A 15,537-nucleotide genomic window follows, 5' to 3' on the forward strand; every position below is an offset into this window, starting at 1 on the left:
TTACCGTGTCAAAAAGGCCAGACGAAACACGCCGATGAAGTTGGGGTTGCCGCTCTGCGGCTGCCAGCGCGAGTCTTTCCATTGCATCAGTTCGGAAACCGGGACCGCGCGCAGGCCGTTGTCGGTGCGCGTGACGGTGCCGGTGTGGTAAGCGATATAGCGATCCATCCAGATCATCAGATGCTGGTCGTCGCCTTGATCGAAGAAAAGCAGATCGCCAGGGAGCGCCTGGTTGACGTCCTTGGCAATAAAGCGGCTGTTCTGCTGGATGAGCCCGAGCGCGGAGACATACGCGCCGGTGCTGCCGTCGAGTTGCGTCCAGCGCTGCGCGAGCGTGCGCTGGGCGGGCGTCAGATTCAACTCGGGCGGCAGTTGTCGCGCGGATTCCGCATCGCGCATGCCGTTGGCGCGCAGCCAGCGGGCGTCGTGCGGGCGGAGCGCCTCACCTGCCGCGAAGCGCACGAGACCAGCGCAATCGCGGTGCGTCCAGCGCGGCGTCGGGCCCTGGCGGAGTTGCTCGTTGACGATGCGCACGAACCACGCGCGGAACACGCTGGATTGATCCGGCGTCAGTGCATCAGAGGCAGCGGGTGCGGCGTCGGCCCAGCCGGACAACGCATGCGCAGCCGGCGTCAACAGGCAGGCGCCGGCAGCCGCCAGCCAACGGCGGCGGCTTTGCGCGGCGACCTGGGCGCGCGGCGTCATTGCGTGCTGGTGTTGTCAGCGGGGACAGGCGCAGCGGCTTCGGTTGCCGGCGCCTCGGCAGGCGCGGCGGGCGCTGCAGACGCATCGGCCGGCGGGGGCGTACCTTCGCCGTCGGCCGGCAAGCCACGCCCGCTCGACAGCCACATCACCGGCACCCAGCCGCGCGACGACAGCGCACCGCCATCCAGCGCCAGCGACACCGGCGCATAGCGCGCCAACGCCTTCAGCTTCGGGAACAGGTGCGTCTGCGCCGCATTCAGGAAAACGGCTTCTTGATCGGCGGGCAATGCGGCACCGGCTTCGCGGCGGATCAGCGGTGCCAGCGATGCGGGCGTCATCGTCAGCACGATGCGCTCGGTCTTGTCGCGCGGCAGGCTGTCGGCCACGGCTGGGAAGCGCTTGGCGAGCACGGCCAGCGCGTCATCGACGAGGCGAGCGTCGGGCGAGAACACCACCACATCGCCCGCAATCGCCAGCGTGACCGGGAAATAGCGATCCGATGACAGTTGCGCCGCAAACGGTGCACCTGCCGACTGCGCCGTGCCGTAGCGCGCGCTCACCGGGCGCTGCCAGAGCATGGCGTTGGCCGGGCCCTGGCGCGTGGTCACGGGCAGGCGCTTGTAGGCGCCAGATTTGTCATCGGCCTGCGCCTTGGCTTCGTACGACCCGACGATCTGGCCGAACAACGCGGCCAACGCCGGCTTGACGGCCTCCGCCTGCGATGCCGACGACAGGCGAGCTACAAACAGCGGCGCCACCAGCGACGACTTGCCATACCAGCACGCAGCGGCGGGGCCGGCAAAGGCATCGCCCACATGTGCTGCGGCCTCGGTGATGTCCTTGGCGTCGCCGGCCACGGTGCGGAGCAGCTTACCGGCGGCCTTCCAATCGACTGGCAGCGTGGCGCAGGCGGCCGGGTCGGCCGGCAGTGCGTGCCACAGGGCAGCGTTGTCCCACTTGCCGGACAGATGGCTCGGATCGATCAATGCGGCGCTTTGCCAGCCATTGCCGGTAGCGCCTGCACCAAAGTCGAAGCGCAGCGCTTCGATGCCCGGAAAGTACTGCTGATAACCGAACGACAGGTAGTTGGCGCTCACCACGACATGGTGGCCGGTCGCCTCGGGGGCATTCAGCGCGTAAGCGTTGCCCTGCACGTTGCGCTTGCCGGCGTCGTCCGACAGCAGCGCCGCCAGCGCGCTCGCCTGCTTGGAAATCGGCTTGCCGTCCTTGTCGAGCAGGATGCCCGGCTCGGACAGCGCGATCAGCCGGTCGCCCTTGCTGGCGATCAGGATCGAGCGCGTGGCGGAGAGCTTGAGCGCATAGACCGGCGCGCCGGAGTCGCCCAGCGCATCGGCCACCTTGGTGAGCTGTGTGTCGCTCGTGGCCACGGTGGCGACGGCTTCCAGCGCCTTGGCCAAGCCGTTGCGCTGCATGGAGAGCACCCAGTAGCGCAGCTTGTCGTCGGGGCCGCGCCACAGCATCACGCGGGCGGGCTCGTCAAAGACGTGCTTGAGCACCGTCTCGGCCAGATCGAGCTTCTGCTCATACGCCAGGCGACGCAGCGCACCGGCCACCGAGAGGCGGTCTTCGTTGCCTTCGTAGTAGGCGACGAAATCCTCGGTCAGCACATCGCGCAGCAAGGGCACGCGCAGCACGTCGCGCGGCAGTTGCGACAGGCTCTGACTGTCGATCAGGACGTCGGGGTAAGTCAGGTCAAGCTGGACCTGGCGGGCGTGCAACGGGCGCGTGCGGCTGAACGGATGCCAGACCATCTGCACCACCGCTGCGCCGGCAACGACCAGGGCGATCGCGCCAACGGCGATCTGCTTGCGTGTGAGCTTCATGGAGGATTCGCGGCAAGACTGGAGAGGAGGCCGGCAGCGTGCGAGAAGTACCGGTCTATCACCGCGAGATCATAGCTGTTGCAATGTTAAGCCGGGTTAACGTTTGGAGAAAATCAGAATGAAGCGATATTGAATCCGCTGCCTCATGAGCAAAAAAAAGCCCGGCACCCACAAAGGGGCCGGGCTTTGATGCGGAGAACGCTGCCTTAACTTCAGGCGGCGCCGCCTTCCTCTTGATGGACGACAGGCGTCTCGAAGATCGAAGCGGCTTCTTCTTCGGCAATCGCTGCAGCGCGGTCGCGGTCGGCGGCTTCCTTGGCCTTGCGGGCACGGTGGTAAGCCAGACCGGTACCGGCCGGGATCAGACGGCCGACGATGACGTTTTCCTTCAGACCACGCAGGTCGTCGACCTTGCCCATGATGGCGGCTTCGGTCAGCACGCGCGTGGTTTCCTGGAACGACGCCGCCGAGATGAAGCTGTCGGTCGACAACGAGGCCTTGGTAATACCCAAGAGCAGGTTCTCGTAGGTGGCAGGACGCTTACCCAGCGCGATCACCTTGTCGTTTTCGTCGAGCAGGTCCGAACGCTCCACCTGTTCACCCGGGATGAAGCGAGTGTCACCCACGTCGGCGATCTGCACGCGGCGCAGCATCTGACGAACAATCACTTCGATGTGCTTGTCGTTGATCTTCACACCTTGCAGACGGTACACGTCCTGCACTTCGTCGACGATGTAGGTCGCCAGCTCTTCCACGCCCTTCAGGCGCAGGATGTCGTGCGGATCGGCCGGGCCTTCGACAATCATTTCGCCCTTGTTGACCACCTGGCCGTCGTGCACCAGCACCTGCTTTTCCTTGGCGATCAGGAACTCGTGGGCATTGCCGTCGAGGTCTGTAATCACCAGGCGCTGCTTGCCCTTGGTGTCCTTACCGAACGAAGTCGTACCGGTGACTTCCGCCAGCACGGCGGCGTCCTTCGGCGAACGGGCTTCGAACAGTTCGGCCACACGCGGCAGACCACCGGTAATGTCACGCGTCTTCTGCGATTCGGTCGGGATACGTGCCAGCACTTCACCCACGTGCACCTGCTGACCGTCCTTCACGGTGATCAGCGCGCCCACCTGGAAGCCGATGGTCACGGAGTGGTCCGTGCCCGGGATCTTCACTTCGGCGCCCGACGAGTCGAGCAGCTTCACCTGCGGACGGATGCCCTTGGTGGCAGCGGTGCGACGCTTGGCGTCGATCACCACCAGCGTCGACAGGCCGGTCACTTCGTCCATCTGCTTAGCAACGGTCACGCCTTCTTCGACGTTCTCGAACTTGATGGTGCCCGAGTACTCCGAGATGATCGGACGCGTCAGCGGATCCCACGTGGCGAGCTGCGTACCGGCCTTGATGGACTGACCATCCTGCACCAGCAGCGTCGCGCCGTATGTGATCTTGTGGCGCTCACGCTCACGGCCGTGGTCGTCGGTGATCAGCGCTTCGCCCGAACGCGAGATGACGATCTGCTCGCCCTTCGCGTTGGTGACGTAACGCATGGTCGCCGTGAAACGCACGATACCGGTCGCCTTGGCTTCCACGCTCGATGCCACTGCCGCACGCGAAGCCGCACCACCGATGTGGAACGTACGCATGGTCAGCTGCGTGCCCGGCTCACCGATCGACTGGGCGGCAATCACGCCCACCGCTTCGCCGGAGTTCACCAGCACGCCGCGGCCGAGGTCGCGACCGTAGCACTTGGCGCACAGGCCGTAGCGCGTGTCGCAGGTCAGCGGCGTACGGACCTTGACCTCGTCCACGCCGATCGAATCGATCAGCTCGACCAGGTCTTCGTCCAGCAGCGTGCCGGCTTCGATCGCGGTTTCCTGCGTTTCCGGGTTTACCACGTCGTTGACGACCACGCGGCCCAGGATACGGTCGCGCAGGGCTTCGATCACTTCACCGCCTTCGACCAGTGCCTTCATGAGCACGCCGTTGGTAGTACCGCAATCGTCTTCCACCACCACCAGATCCTGCGTCACGTCGACCAGACGACGGGTCAGGTAACCCGAGTTCGCGGTCTTCAGTGCCGTATCAGCCAGACCCTTACGTGCACCGTGGGTCGAGATGAAGTACTGCAGAACGTTCAGGCCTTCGCGGAAGTTCGCGGTAATCGGCGTCTCAATAATCGAGCCGTCCGGCTTGGCCATCAGGCCACGCATACCGGCGAGCTGACGGATCTGCGCGGCGGAACCCCGTGCACCCGAGTCGGCCATCATGTAGATGGAGTTGAACGACTCTTGCTTCACGGTCTTGCCGTTGCGATCGATCACGTCTTCGGTCTGGAGCTGCTCCATCATCGCCTTGCCCACCTGGTCGCCGGCGGCGCCCCAGATGTCCACGACGTTGTTGTAACGCTCCTGGTCCGTCACCAGACCCGACATGTACTGCTTGTCGTATTCCTTCACCTTGGCAGCGGCCTCGGAGATGATCTTCTCCTTGGCCGGCGGCACCAGCATGTCGTCGATGGCGATCGAGATACCGGCGCGCGTTGCCAGGCGGAAGCCCGACTGCAGCAGCTTGTCCGCGAAGATCACCGTCTCGCGCAGACCGCACTTGCGGAATGCCGTGTTGATCAGACGCGAGATTTCCTTCTTCTTCAGCGGCTTGTTCAGCACCGAGAACGGCAGACCCTTCGGCAGGATCTCCGACAGGATCGCGCGGCCGACCGTGGTGGCTTGCAGCGTGATCTTCGGTGCGAAGCGGGCGTCGCCGTCGGCTTCCGGGTTCACCAGTTCATACTCGGTGATACGCACGTTCACGCGGGAAGCCAGTTCGACTTCCTTGTTTTCGTAGGCGCGGATCACTTCCGAGATGTCGGCGAACGTCATGCCTTCACCGCGGCCGTTGATCTTGTCGCGGGTCGTGTAGTACAGACCCAGCACCACGTCTTGCGACGGCACGATCGACGGATCGCCGTTGGCCGGGAACAGCACGTTGTTCGACGCCAGCATCAGCGTGCGCGCTTCCATCTGCGCTTCGAGCGACAGCGGAACGTGAACAGCCATCTGGTCACCGTCGAAGTCGGCGTTGAACGCCGCGCAGACCAGCGGGTGCAGCTGGATGGCCTTGCCTTCGATCAGCACCGGCTCGAACGCCTGGATACCCAGACGGTGCAGCGTCGGTGCGCGGTTCAGCATCACCGGGTGCTCGCGGATCACCTCTTCCAGGATGTCCCACACCACCGGCGTCTGGCTTTCCACTTCCTTCTTCGCCGCCTTGATCGTGGTGGCGATGCCCATCGTTTCCAGCTTGTGGAAGATGAAGGGCTTGAAGAGTTCGAGCGCCATCAGCTTGGGCAGACCGCACTGGTGCAGCTTGAGCGTCGGGCCCACCACGATGACCGAACGGCCCGAGTAGTCCACGCGCTTGCCCAGCAGGTTCTGACGGAAACGGCCGCCCTTACCCTTGATCATTTCAGCCAGCGACTTCAGCGGACGCTTGTTGGCGCCGGTCATCGCCTTGCCGCGACGGCCGTTGTCCAGCAGCGAGTCCACCGCTTCCTGCAGCATGCGCTTTTCGTTGCGCACGATGATCTCCGGCGCCTTCAGCTCGAGCAGACGCTTCAGACGGTTGTTCCGGTTGATCACGCGGCGATACAGGTCGTTCAGATCCGACGTGGCGAAACGGCCACCGTCAAGCGGCACCAGCGGACGCAGCTCGGGCGGCAGCACCGGCAGCACTTCGAGAATCATCCAGTCCGGCTTGATGCCCGAACGCTGGAATGCCTCGAGCACCTTCAGGCGCTTGGCAAACTTCTTGATCTTAGCTTCCGAGCCCGTGGCCTGCAGCTCGGCGCGGATCGTCTCGATCTGCTTCTCGATGTCGATGCCGCGCAGCAGCTCGCGAATGCCTTCGGCGCCCATCAGGGCAACGAACTCACCCTCACCGTACTCGTCGCACTTGGCCAGGTAGTCGTCTTCCGACATGATCTGGCTCTTCTTGAGCGGGGTCATGCCCGGCTCAACGACGACGAATGCTTCGAAGTACAGCACGCGCTCGATGTCGCGCAGCGTCATGTCGAGCACCATGCCCAGACGCGACGGCAGCGACTTCAGGAACCAGATGTGCGCGGTCGGCGCAGCCAGTTCGATATGGCCCATGCGCTCACGGCGCACCTTGGCCAGCGTCACTTCGACGCCGCACTTCTCGCAGATCACGCCACGGTGCTTCAGGCGCTTGTACTTGCCGCACAGGCACTCGTAGTCCTTGATCGGGCCGAAGATCTTGGCGCAGAACAGACCATCACGCTCGGGCTTGAACGTGCGGTAGTTGATGGTCTCGGGCTTCTTGACTTCGCCGTACGACCACGAACGGATTTTCTCGGGCGACGCGAGGCCGATCTTGATCGCGTCAAACTGCTCTTCTTGCTGTACCTGACGGAATAGGTCGAGCAATGCTTTCATTCCAAACTCCTTGAGTTTGAGGCTGGCACCCCAGGGGCACCGGCCCTAAATCTTCGTCAATGGCTGCTGTTACCGGAGCGCGGCAGACCGGGACAACCCGTGCTGCCGCGCCCCCATCCCACCGGCGGCTTAGTTGCGCTCGAGGTCGATGTCGATACCCAGCGAGCGGATTTCCTTCACCAGCACGTTGAACGATTCCGGCATGCCGGCATCGATCGAGTGCTCGCCCTTGACGATGTTCTCGTACACCTTGGTCCGGCCGTTCACGTCATCCGACTTCACGGTCAGCATTTCCTGCAGCACGTAGGACGCGCCGTACGCTTCGAGTGCCCACACTTCCATTTCACCGAAACGCTGGCCACCGAACTGGGCCTTACCGCCCAGCGGCTGCTGCGTCACCAGCGAGTACGGACCGGTCGAACGCGCGTGCATCTTGTCGTCAACCAAGTGGTGCAGCTTCAGCATGTGCATCACGCCCAGCGTGACCGGACGCTCGAAGGCTTCGCCGGTGCGGCCGTCGAACAGCGTGACCTGCTGCTTGGAGGCGGTCAGGCCCTTCTCCTTCGCGATGTCTTCCGGATAGGCGAGGTCCAGCATGCGGCGGATTTCGTCCTCATGCGCACCGTCGAACACCGGCGTCGCGAACGGCACGCCCTTCTTCAGGTTCTCGGCCAGTTCCAGCACTTCAGCGTCGGACAGGCTGTCTAGGTCCTCGACCTTGCCGCTTTCGTTGTAGATCTGGTTCAGCAGCTTGCGGATCTCGGCTGCCTTGGCTTGCGCCTTGAGCATGTTGCCGATGCGCTCGCCCAGACCGCGTGCGGCCCAGCCCAGGTGGGTTTCGAGAATCTGACCGACGTTCATCCGCGAAGGCACGCCCAGCGGGTTCAGCACGATGTCGGCAGGCGTGCCATCGGCCATGTACGGCATGTCTTCGATCGGGGTGATCTTCGACACGACCCCCTTGTTACCGTGACGGCCGGCCATCTTGTCGCCAGGCTGCAGGCGACGCTTCACGGCCAGGTACACCTTGACCATCTTGATCACGCCCGGCGGCAGTTCGTCGCCCTGCGTGAGCTTCTTGCGCTTCTCTTCGAACGCGAGGTCGAAGTCGTGGCGCTTCTGCTCGATGGCTTCCTTGACGGCTTCCAGCTGCGTGGCCACTTCGTCATCCGACGGGCGGATGTCGAACCAGTGCCACTTGTCCAGATCGGCCAGGTATTCCTTCGTGAGCGCGGTGCCCTTGGCCAGCTTCTTCGGGCCGCCGTTGGCCACCTTGCCCACCAGCAGACGCTCCAGACGCTGGAAGGCATCGCCTTCCACGATGCGCAGCTGGTCGTTCAGGTCCAGGCGGTAGCGCTTCAGTTCTTCGTCGATGATCGACTGGGCGCGCTTGTCACGCACCACGCCTTCACGCGTGAAGACCTGCACGTCGATCACGGTACCGCTCATGCCCGAAGGCACGCGCAGCGAAGTGTCCTTCACGTCGGACGCCTTCTCGCCGAAAATCGCGCGCAGCAGCTTCTCTTCCGGCGTCAGCTGGGTCTCGCCCTTCGGCGTGACCTTGCCGACCAGCACGTCGCCAGCTTCAACTTCTGCGCCGATGTACGTGATGCCCGATTCGTCCAGGCGAGCCAGTTGGGCTTCGGCCAGGTTCGAGATGTCGCGCGTGATTTCTTCCGGTCCGAGCTTGGTGTCGCGCGCAACGACCGACAGCTCCTCGATGTGGATCGAGGTGTAGCGGTCTTCAGCCACGACGCGCTCCGAGATCAGGATCGAATCCTCGAAGTTGTAGCCGTTCCAGGGCATGAACGCGACCAGCATGTTCTGGCCGAGCGCGAGCTCGCCCATGTCGGTCGAGGCGCCGTCGGCGATCACGTCGCCGCGGGCCACGTGGTCGCCCACCTTGACCATCGGACGCTGGTTGATGTTCGTGTTCTGGTTCGAACGCGTGTACTTGATCAGGTTGTAGATGTCGACGCCAACTTCACCGGCCACGGCTTCGTCATCGTTCACGCGGATCACCACGCGGTTCGCGTCGACATAGTCGACCAGACCGCCACGGGTAGCCTGCACGGCGGTACCCGAGTCGACGGCCACGGTGCGCTCAACACCCGTACCAACCAGCGGCTTATCCGCACGCAGGCAAGGCACGGCCTGACGCTGCATGTTGGCGCCCATCAGTGCACGGTTCGCGTCATCGTGCTCCAGGAACGGCACCAGCGAGGCTGCAGCCGACACGATCTGCGACGGCGCCACGTCGATGTACTGCACGCGGTCCGGCGTGACCATCCGGGTTTCACGCTCGCTGCCTTCGCGTGCGGAGACCAGGTCGTCAACCAGGTTGCCGTCCTTGTCCACCGTCGCGTTGGCCTGCGCCACCACGTACTTGCCTTCCTCGATGGCCGACAGATAGTGCACTTCATCGGTCAGCTTGCTGTTTTCAACCTTGCGGTACGGCGTTTCCAGGAAACCGTAGTCGTTCAGTTGCGCATACAGTGCCAGCGAGTTGATCAGACCAATGTTCGGACCTTCCGGCGTTTCGATCGGGCACACGCGGCCATAGTGGGTCGGGTGCACGTCACGGACTTCAAAGCCCGCGCGCTCGCGCGTCAGACCGCCCGGGCCCAGTGCCGAGATACGACGCTTGTGCGTCACTTCCGACAGCGGGTTGGTCTGGTCCATGAACTGCGACAGCTGCGACGAACCGAAGAACTCGCGAATCGCCGACGAAATCGGCTTCGAGTTGATCAGGTCGTGCGGCATCAGGTTTTCCGTCTCGGCCTGGCCGAGACGTTCCTTGACGGCGCGCTCGACACGCGAGAGGCCGGCGCGGAACTGGTTTTCCGCCAGTTCGCCGACGCAACGCACGCGACGGTTGCCGAGGTGGTCGATATCGTCCACTTCGCCCTTGCCGTTACGCAGGTTCACCAGCAGCTTGATCGTGTCGAGGATGTCGTCATCCGTCAGCACCATCGGGCCGGTACCCTCCGAGCGGTTCAGACGGCTATTGACCTTCATGCGACCCACGCGCGACAGGTCGTACGAGTCCTCGCTGTAGAACAGGCGCTGGAACAGCGCTTCGACGGCGTCTTCGGTCGGCGGCTCGCCGGGGCGCATCATGCGATAGATCGCGATACGCGCGGCGGTCTGGTCGGCCGTATCGTCTGTGCGCAGCGTGGACGAGATGTACGGACCCTGATCCAGGTCGTTCGTGTACAGCGTCTGGATTTCCTTGACGCCGGCATCACGCAGCTTTTCGATCACGCCTTCGGTCAGTTCGTCGTTGGCGTTGGCCAGGACTTCACCGGTATCCGGATCGACGATGTTCTTCGCCAGCACGCGGCCCAGGAGATAGTCTTCCGGCACGCTGATCAGCTTGGTGCCAGCCGAATCCAGGTCGCGGATGTGCTTGGCGTTGATGCGCTTGTCCTTCTCGACGACGACCTTGCCGTTCTTGTCGGTAATGTCGAAGCGAGCGACTTCACCGCGCAGGCGTTCGGGCACGAATTCCATCAGTGCGCCGTCGCTCTTGAGCGTGAAGTTGTCGAACACGAAGAAGTGCGCCAGGATTTGTTCCGGCGTCAGGCCGATCGACTTCAGCAGGATCGTCACCGGCATCTTGCGGCGGCGGTCGACGCGGAAGTACAGAATGTCCTTCGGGTCGAATTCGAAGTCGAGCCACGAGCCGCGGTACGGAATGATCCGCGCCGAGAACAGCAGCTTGCCCGAGCTGTGCGTCTTGCCCTTGTCGTGCTCGAAGAACACGCCCGGCGAGCGGTGCAGCTGGGACACGATCACACGTTCCGTACCGTTGATCACGAACGAACCGGTGGAGGTCATGAGCGGAATTTCGCCCATGTAGACTTCCTGCTCCTTGATCTCCTTGACCTTGGTCGGGTTCTCGCGGTCGTTGATGATCAGGCGGACTTTTGCGCGCAGCGCCGAGTGGAAGGTCAGACCACGCTGCTGACATTCCTTGACGTCAAACGGCGGGTTGGACAGGTGGTACGAAACGAACTCCATGCGCGCCAGACCATTGTGCGACGCGATGGGGAAAATGGCATTGAATGCCGCCTGCAAGCCCTCGGACTTACGCTGGGCGACAGGTACGTTCTCCTGCAAGAACTGGGTATACGATTGAATCTGGGTGGCAAGCAGGAAGGGAACCTGATGGACCGTTGCGCGCTTCGCAAAACTCTTGCGAATACGCTTCTTCTCGGTAAAGCTGTACGCCATGGGATCTCCGAATCATCGCAAGTGCCTGCGACGGACTGAGGCGTTGGTCACGCCGGGCACTTGAGGTGTTCAGCGACTGGTGACGGGATTTGGCGGTTGGCCGCTACCAACCTCTGGCTGACGGTACTGCGCGCGCCGCCCGCACATGAACCCATGGAGTTCATGCCACGGACGGGGGAGTACCCGACCAAACTTGCCTTCTGCAGTCGGTTCAGAAGACAAACATCAGCGGACTGCGAACTACCTAGTGTGCCACTGATGTTTGGCCTCTGCTGGCCTTACCTCGGCCGGCTGCCGGGAAATCCGGCAAAAGAGACTTTAACTATACTTATTGCGTGATTGCAGGATCGCTTAACAAGCGGCCCCACAAGCGCAAAAAGGCTGGCGCCGGGAAATCTCCCTTTGCCAGCCTCTGTCGCGCACCGAGCACGGCACGCGAGACCTGCACTTACTTCGCTTCGGCTTCCGCGCCGGCTTCCACCAGCTTCTTCACCAGCTCGTCGGCGGTCTTCTTGTCGACGCCTTCCTTCACGGGCTTCGGTGCGCCATCGACCAGGTCCTTGGCTTCCTTCAGGCCCAGGCCAGTGATTTCACGCACGGCCTTGATGACGCCAACCTTGTTCGCGCCGGCGCTCTTCAGCGTCACGGTGAATTCGGTTTGCTCTTCAGCAGCCGGAGCAGCTGCGCCGCCAGCCGGGCCAGCCACTGCCACTGCAGCAGCCGACACGCCAAACTTCTCTTCGAACGCCTTGACCAGGTCGTTCAGCTCCATCACAGACATCGCGCCAACGGCGTCGAGGATCTCGTCTTTGGTGATTGCCATTTGTATAACTCCAGAATGTGATTCGGTATCGATCGTGCGATCTGTACGAAGTGCCGCGCCCAATCAGGCTGCGGCGGCCTCGCCTTCGCCTTGCTTGGCAGCCAGGGCGCCCAAGGCACGGGCAAAGCCCGACACCGGCGCCTGCATGACGAACAGCAGCTTGCTGAGCAGTTCTTCGCGGCTCGGGATCGTTGCCAGGGCCTTCACGCCGTTGACATCGAGCACCTTGCCATCGTACGAACCGGCGCGCAGCACCAGCTTGTCATTGCCCTTGGCGAAATCGTTCAGCACCTTGGCCGGAGCCACTGCGTCTTCGGAAATACCGTAGATCAGCGGGCCGGTCAGTTGTTCGGCGAGTTCGGCAAACGGCGTGCCTTCCACAGCGCGGCGAGCCAGCGTGTTCTTCAGAACGCGCAGGTAGACGCCTTGCTGGCGCGCTTGCGCGCGTAGCTTGGTCAGATCGCCAACCGTGATACCGCGATATTCAGCAACGACGATGGTCGAGGCCTTGGCGACTTGCGCCGTTACCTCGGCCACGACGGCCTTCTTATCTTCGAGATTGAGTGCCACGGTTAAGCTCCAAAACGACTTCGGTCTCCGCAGTCGCTGCGGACACCTCGGTCAGTCCAAAAGTACGGCGTCCGATTGGCACAAATCACTTCGGCAATACCAAAGTCACTCATTCCCTTCGGGGGCGCCATCTGCGTTGGCCGCGACGCGTTTCCGTTGCCGGTTTGCGCCGCGATTAAGGTGTCGGCCAAGCAAAATCTTGAGCCCTTCACCGCCAACGGTCTTTGATAACCAGCGGCATCGGCCTGCTTGCGCAAACGTCTACCACTGCCCAAAGTCTTGTCCCTCAAGCTTCAAGGGCTCGCGTGACCGGAGCCACGCGAGAGGAAACTGCTAACACACCAGGATGGTTATCGGGCCACCCGGTGCGAATGATCGAGAGCGATCAGGCGGCCAGCGTAGCCTGGTCGACGCGCACGCCCACGCCCATCGTCGACGAGACGGCGATCTTGCGCAGGTACACGCCTTTGCTCGAAGCCGGCTTGGCCTTGTTCAGAGCGTCCAGCAGCGCAGCCAGGTTGCTCTTCAGAGCAGCTTGTTCGAACGAGCGGCGGCCGATCGTGGCGTGGATGATCCCTGCCTTGTCGACACGGAATTGCACCTGACCCGCCTTGGCGTTCTTCACTGCTGTCGCGACGTCCGGCGTCACGGTGCCAACCTTGGGGTTCGGCATCAGGCCGCGCGGGCCCAGGATTTGACCCAGCGTACCGACCACGCGCATCGTGTCCGGCGAAGCGATCACGACGTCGAAGTCCATGTTACCGGCCTTGATCTGCTCGGCCAGGTCTTCCATGCCGACGATCTCAGCGCCGGCAGCCTTGGCTTGCTCGGCCTTTTCACCCTGGGCGAACACGGCCACGCGTACCGACTTGCCGGTACCGGCGGGCAGCACCACCGAACCACGAACAACCTGGTCCGACTTCTTTGCATCGATGCCCAGTTGCACGGCGACGTCGATGGACTCATCGAACTTGGCGCTCGCGCATTCCTTGACGAGGCTCAGGGCTTCGTCGATCGGGTAGAACTTGGTACGCTCGACCTTGGCCTTGTTCGCGGCCACGCGCTTCGAAATCTTTGCCATGATTACAGGCCCTCCACCGTGATACCCATCGAACGGGCGCTGCCGGCGATCGTACGCACAGCGGCGTCGAGGTCAGCTGCGGTAAGGTCCGCGTTCTTTGCCTTGGCGATTTCTTCAGCCTGGGCACGGGTGATCTTGCCGACCTTGTCGGTGTGCGGCTTGGCCGAGCCCTTCTGGATACCGGCTGCTTTCTTGATGAGCACGGTCGCCGGCGGCGACTTCATCACGAAGGTGAAGCTCTTGTCGGCGAAGGCGGTGATCACCACCGGCACCGGCAGGCCGGGTTCCATACCTTGAGTCTGCGCGTTGAACGCCTTGCAGAACTCCATGATGTTCAGACCGCGCTGCCCCAGGGCCGGGCCGACGGGCGGGGACGGATTTGCTTTACCAGCCGGAATCTGCAGCTTGATAAAGCCAACAATTTTCTTGGCCATCTTGACTCCAATCCGGATTGCCCTGTTTGCCTTGCGGCGGCAATCCTGTTGAGTGGTAACGCATCAGCACACGGCCGACGCTCCTCTGTTGGCGCGGGCGGTTTCACCGCCGCTGCCCGCCAGATCCGACGGACCCAGCGATTGGCACGGCGGCTTGCACCGCCGTGCCGAATTCCTTATACCTTCTCGACTTGGCCGAACTCGAGTTCGACTGGTGTCGCACGCCCGAAGATCGTCACGGAAACGCGCAGGCGAGACTTCTCGTAGTTCACTTCTTCCACGTTGCCGTTGAAGTCGGTGAACGGGCCTTCCTTGACACGCACCATTTCGCCCACTTCGAACAGCGTCTTCGGACGCGGCTTTTCGACCCCTTCCTGAATCTGGGTCATGATCTTGTCGACTTCGCGCTTGGAAATCGGCGTGGGCCGGTTGGCCGTCCCGCCGATGAAGCCCGTCACCTTGGCTGTATTCTTCACCAAGTGCCAGGTTTCATCCGTCATTTCCATTTCGACAAACACGTACCCGGGAAAAAGACGGCGCTCAGTCACGGTCTTTCGACCGCTCTTGCTTTCCATCACTTCTTCCGATGGCACCAGGATTTCGCCGAACAAATGCTGCAGGCCAGCGCGCTCGATACGCTCCTGCAGCGCGCGTTGCACGCTCTTTTCCATGCCTGAATAGGCATGCACGACATACCAGCGCTTCTTCGAGGCCGGTGCGGACGAATCCGTGGGCGTGTCGTTCGCTACGTTATCCGTCATTGCTTCACCCGATTATTTCCAGCCCAACACGAGCGAGAAAATCACCCACTCGATGAGCTTGTCCGCAGACCACAGGAACAAGGCCATGATCACCACGAAAGCAAACACCAGACCGGTCATCTGCCCAGCTTCCTTGCGCGTCGGCCAGACGACCTTGCGCACTTCGCGGTACGACTCACGGGCGAACTCGGTGAAGCTCTGCCCCGGCGCGGATACCAGCGCGACGACGGCGCCGAGCACCAGACCGCCGATCAGTGAAGCGGCGCGGACGTAGCCCGGTTGCTGCGCCAGCAGATAAAAACCGATCACCCCGGCGACCACTAGCAGGAACGCTAGAGCCAGCAGCCATTTGCCGCTGGCGGCGTTGACGGTTTCGACGTTCGGATTGGCCATGTTTCCCAAACGAGACAAGCCGCGTGGCGCTGCATCGCGCTACGCGGCTGATGAATTGGCAGGGGCAGAGGGAATCGAACCCCCAACCTTCGGTTTTGGAGACCGACGCTCTGCCAGTTGAGCTATACCCCTAAAACAGCTTTGGGGTTGCCATTCGGTCAACCCCACTCTGGCACTTCACGTGCGGCCGGTTGGCAGCCGCACGGAAGAGTTACAGCACTTACTCGATGATCTTAGCGACG

General features: G+C 62.7%; 10 protein-coding genes and 1 tRNA gene. All 11 read right to left on the reverse strand.

The window, feature by feature from the left end:
* Positions 1 to 705 carry a DUF1175 domain-containing protein gene (locus B4F51_RS13255; protein ID WP_296226215.1) on the reverse strand — a complete coding sequence of 235 codons (705 nt, stop codon included), beginning with the start codon at positions 703 to 705 and terminating at the stop codon, positions 1 to 3.
* Entirely contained in the window at positions 702 to 2,549 is a 1,848-nt protein-coding gene (locus B4F51_RS13260) for a DUF2138 domain-containing protein (protein ID WP_296226217.1), read from the reverse strand. The genes B4F51_RS13255 and B4F51_RS13260 overlap by 4 nt, the downstream gene beginning before the upstream one ends.
* A 212-nt stretch (positions 2,550 to 2,761) precedes the next feature.
* Positions 2,762 to 6,997, reverse strand: a complete 4,236-nt coding sequence (gene rpoC / locus B4F51_RS13265) for a DNA-directed RNA polymerase subunit beta' (RefSeq protein ID WP_296226220.1) — start codon at positions 6,995 to 6,997, stop codon at positions 2,762 to 2,764.
* Between the two features lie 129 nt (positions 6,998 to 7,126).
* The gene (gene rpoB / locus B4F51_RS13270) at positions 7,127 to 11,233 is read right to left on the reverse strand and encodes a DNA-directed RNA polymerase subunit beta (RefSeq protein ID WP_296226222.1); all 4,107 of its coding nucleotides are present in this window, start codon (positions 11,231 to 11,233) and stop codon (positions 7,127 to 7,129) included.
* Between the two features lie 448 nt (positions 11,234 to 11,681).
* Entirely contained in the window at positions 11,682 to 12,056 is a 375-nt protein-coding gene (gene rplL, locus B4F51_RS13275) for a 50S ribosomal protein L7/L12 (RefSeq protein WP_296226223.1), read from the reverse strand.
* A gap of 63 nt (positions 12,057 to 12,119) precedes the next feature.
* Positions 12,120 to 12,626 carry a 50S ribosomal protein L10 gene (gene rplJ, locus B4F51_RS13280; protein WP_296226226.1) on the reverse strand — a complete coding sequence of 169 codons (507 nt, stop codon included), beginning with the start codon at positions 12,624 to 12,626 and terminating at the stop codon, positions 12,120 to 12,122.
* Between the two features lie 385 nt (positions 12,627 to 13,011).
* On the reverse strand, positions 13,012 to 13,707 hold the full coding sequence (gene rplA, locus B4F51_RS13285; protein ID WP_296226228.1) for a 50S ribosomal protein L1: 696 nt from the start codon (positions 13,705 to 13,707) through the stop codon (positions 13,012 to 13,014).
* Between the two features lie 2 nt (positions 13,708 to 13,709).
* Positions 13,710 to 14,141, reverse strand: a complete 432-nt coding sequence (gene rplK / locus B4F51_RS13290; protein ID WP_296226229.1) for a 50S ribosomal protein L11 — start codon at positions 14,139 to 14,141, stop codon at positions 13,710 to 13,712.
* Positions 14,142 to 14,317: 176 nt separating this feature from the next.
* Positions 14,318 to 14,902 (reverse strand): transcription termination/antitermination protein NusG, encoded by a 585-nt coding sequence (gene nusG, locus B4F51_RS13295; protein WP_296226231.1) that lies wholly within the window; start codon positions 14,900 to 14,902, stop codon positions 14,318 to 14,320.
* A 12-nt stretch (positions 14,903 to 14,914) separates the two neighbouring features.
* Positions 14,915 to 15,295: a preprotein translocase subunit SecE gene (secE, locus tag B4F51_RS13300; protein ID WP_296226232.1), complete on the reverse strand. Its 381-nt coding sequence runs from the start codon at positions 15,293 to 15,295 to the stop codon at positions 14,915 to 14,917.
* Between the two features lie 56 nt (positions 15,296 to 15,351).
* A tRNA-Trp gene (locus B4F51_RS13305) sits at positions 15,352 to 15,427 on the reverse strand.
* Positions 15,428 to 15,537: the final 110 nt, after the last annotated feature.

It is taken from the genome of Ralstonia sp. UBA689 (assembly GCF_002298975.1).
Classification (GTDB): Bacteria; Pseudomonadota; Gammaproteobacteria; order Burkholderiales; family Burkholderiaceae; genus Ralstonia.

What these genes read in the sequence shown, in the direction of transcription:
- nusG (WP_296226231.1), bottom strand. Translation starts at nt 14,902, where the DNA reads ATGACGGATAACGTAGCGAACGACACGCCCACGGATTCGTCCGCACCG.
- B4F51_RS13260 (WP_296226217.1), bottom strand. Translation starts at nt 2,549, where the DNA reads ATGAAGCTCACACGCAAGCAGATCGCCGTTGGCGCGATCGCCCTGGTC.
- rpoB (WP_296226222.1), bottom strand. Translation starts at nt 11,233, where the DNA reads ATGGCGTACAGCTTTACCGAGAAGAAGCGTATTCGCAAGAGTTTTGCG.
- secE (WP_296226232.1), bottom strand. Translation starts at nt 15,295, where the DNA reads ATGGCCAATCCGAACGTCGAAACCGTCAACGCCGCCAGCGGCAAATGG.
- B4F51_RS13255 (WP_296226215.1), bottom strand. Translation starts at nt 705, where the DNA reads ATGACGCCGCGCGCCCAGGTCGCCGCGCAAAGCCGCCGCCGTTGGCTG.
- rplK (WP_296226229.1), bottom strand. Translation starts at nt 14,141, where the DNA reads ATGGCCAAGAAAATTGTTGGCTTTATCAAGCTGCAGATTCCGGCTGGT.
- rpoC (WP_296226220.1), bottom strand. Translation starts at nt 6,997, where the DNA reads ATGAAAGCATTGCTCGACCTATTCCGTCAGGTACAGCAAGAAGAGCAG.
- rplA (WP_296226228.1), bottom strand. Translation starts at nt 13,707, where the DNA reads ATGGCAAAGATTTCGAAGCGCGTGGCCGCGAACAAGGCCAAGGTCGAG.
- rplL (WP_296226223.1), bottom strand. Translation starts at nt 12,056, where the DNA reads ATGGCAATCACCAAAGACGAGATCCTCGACGCCGTTGGCGCGATGTCT.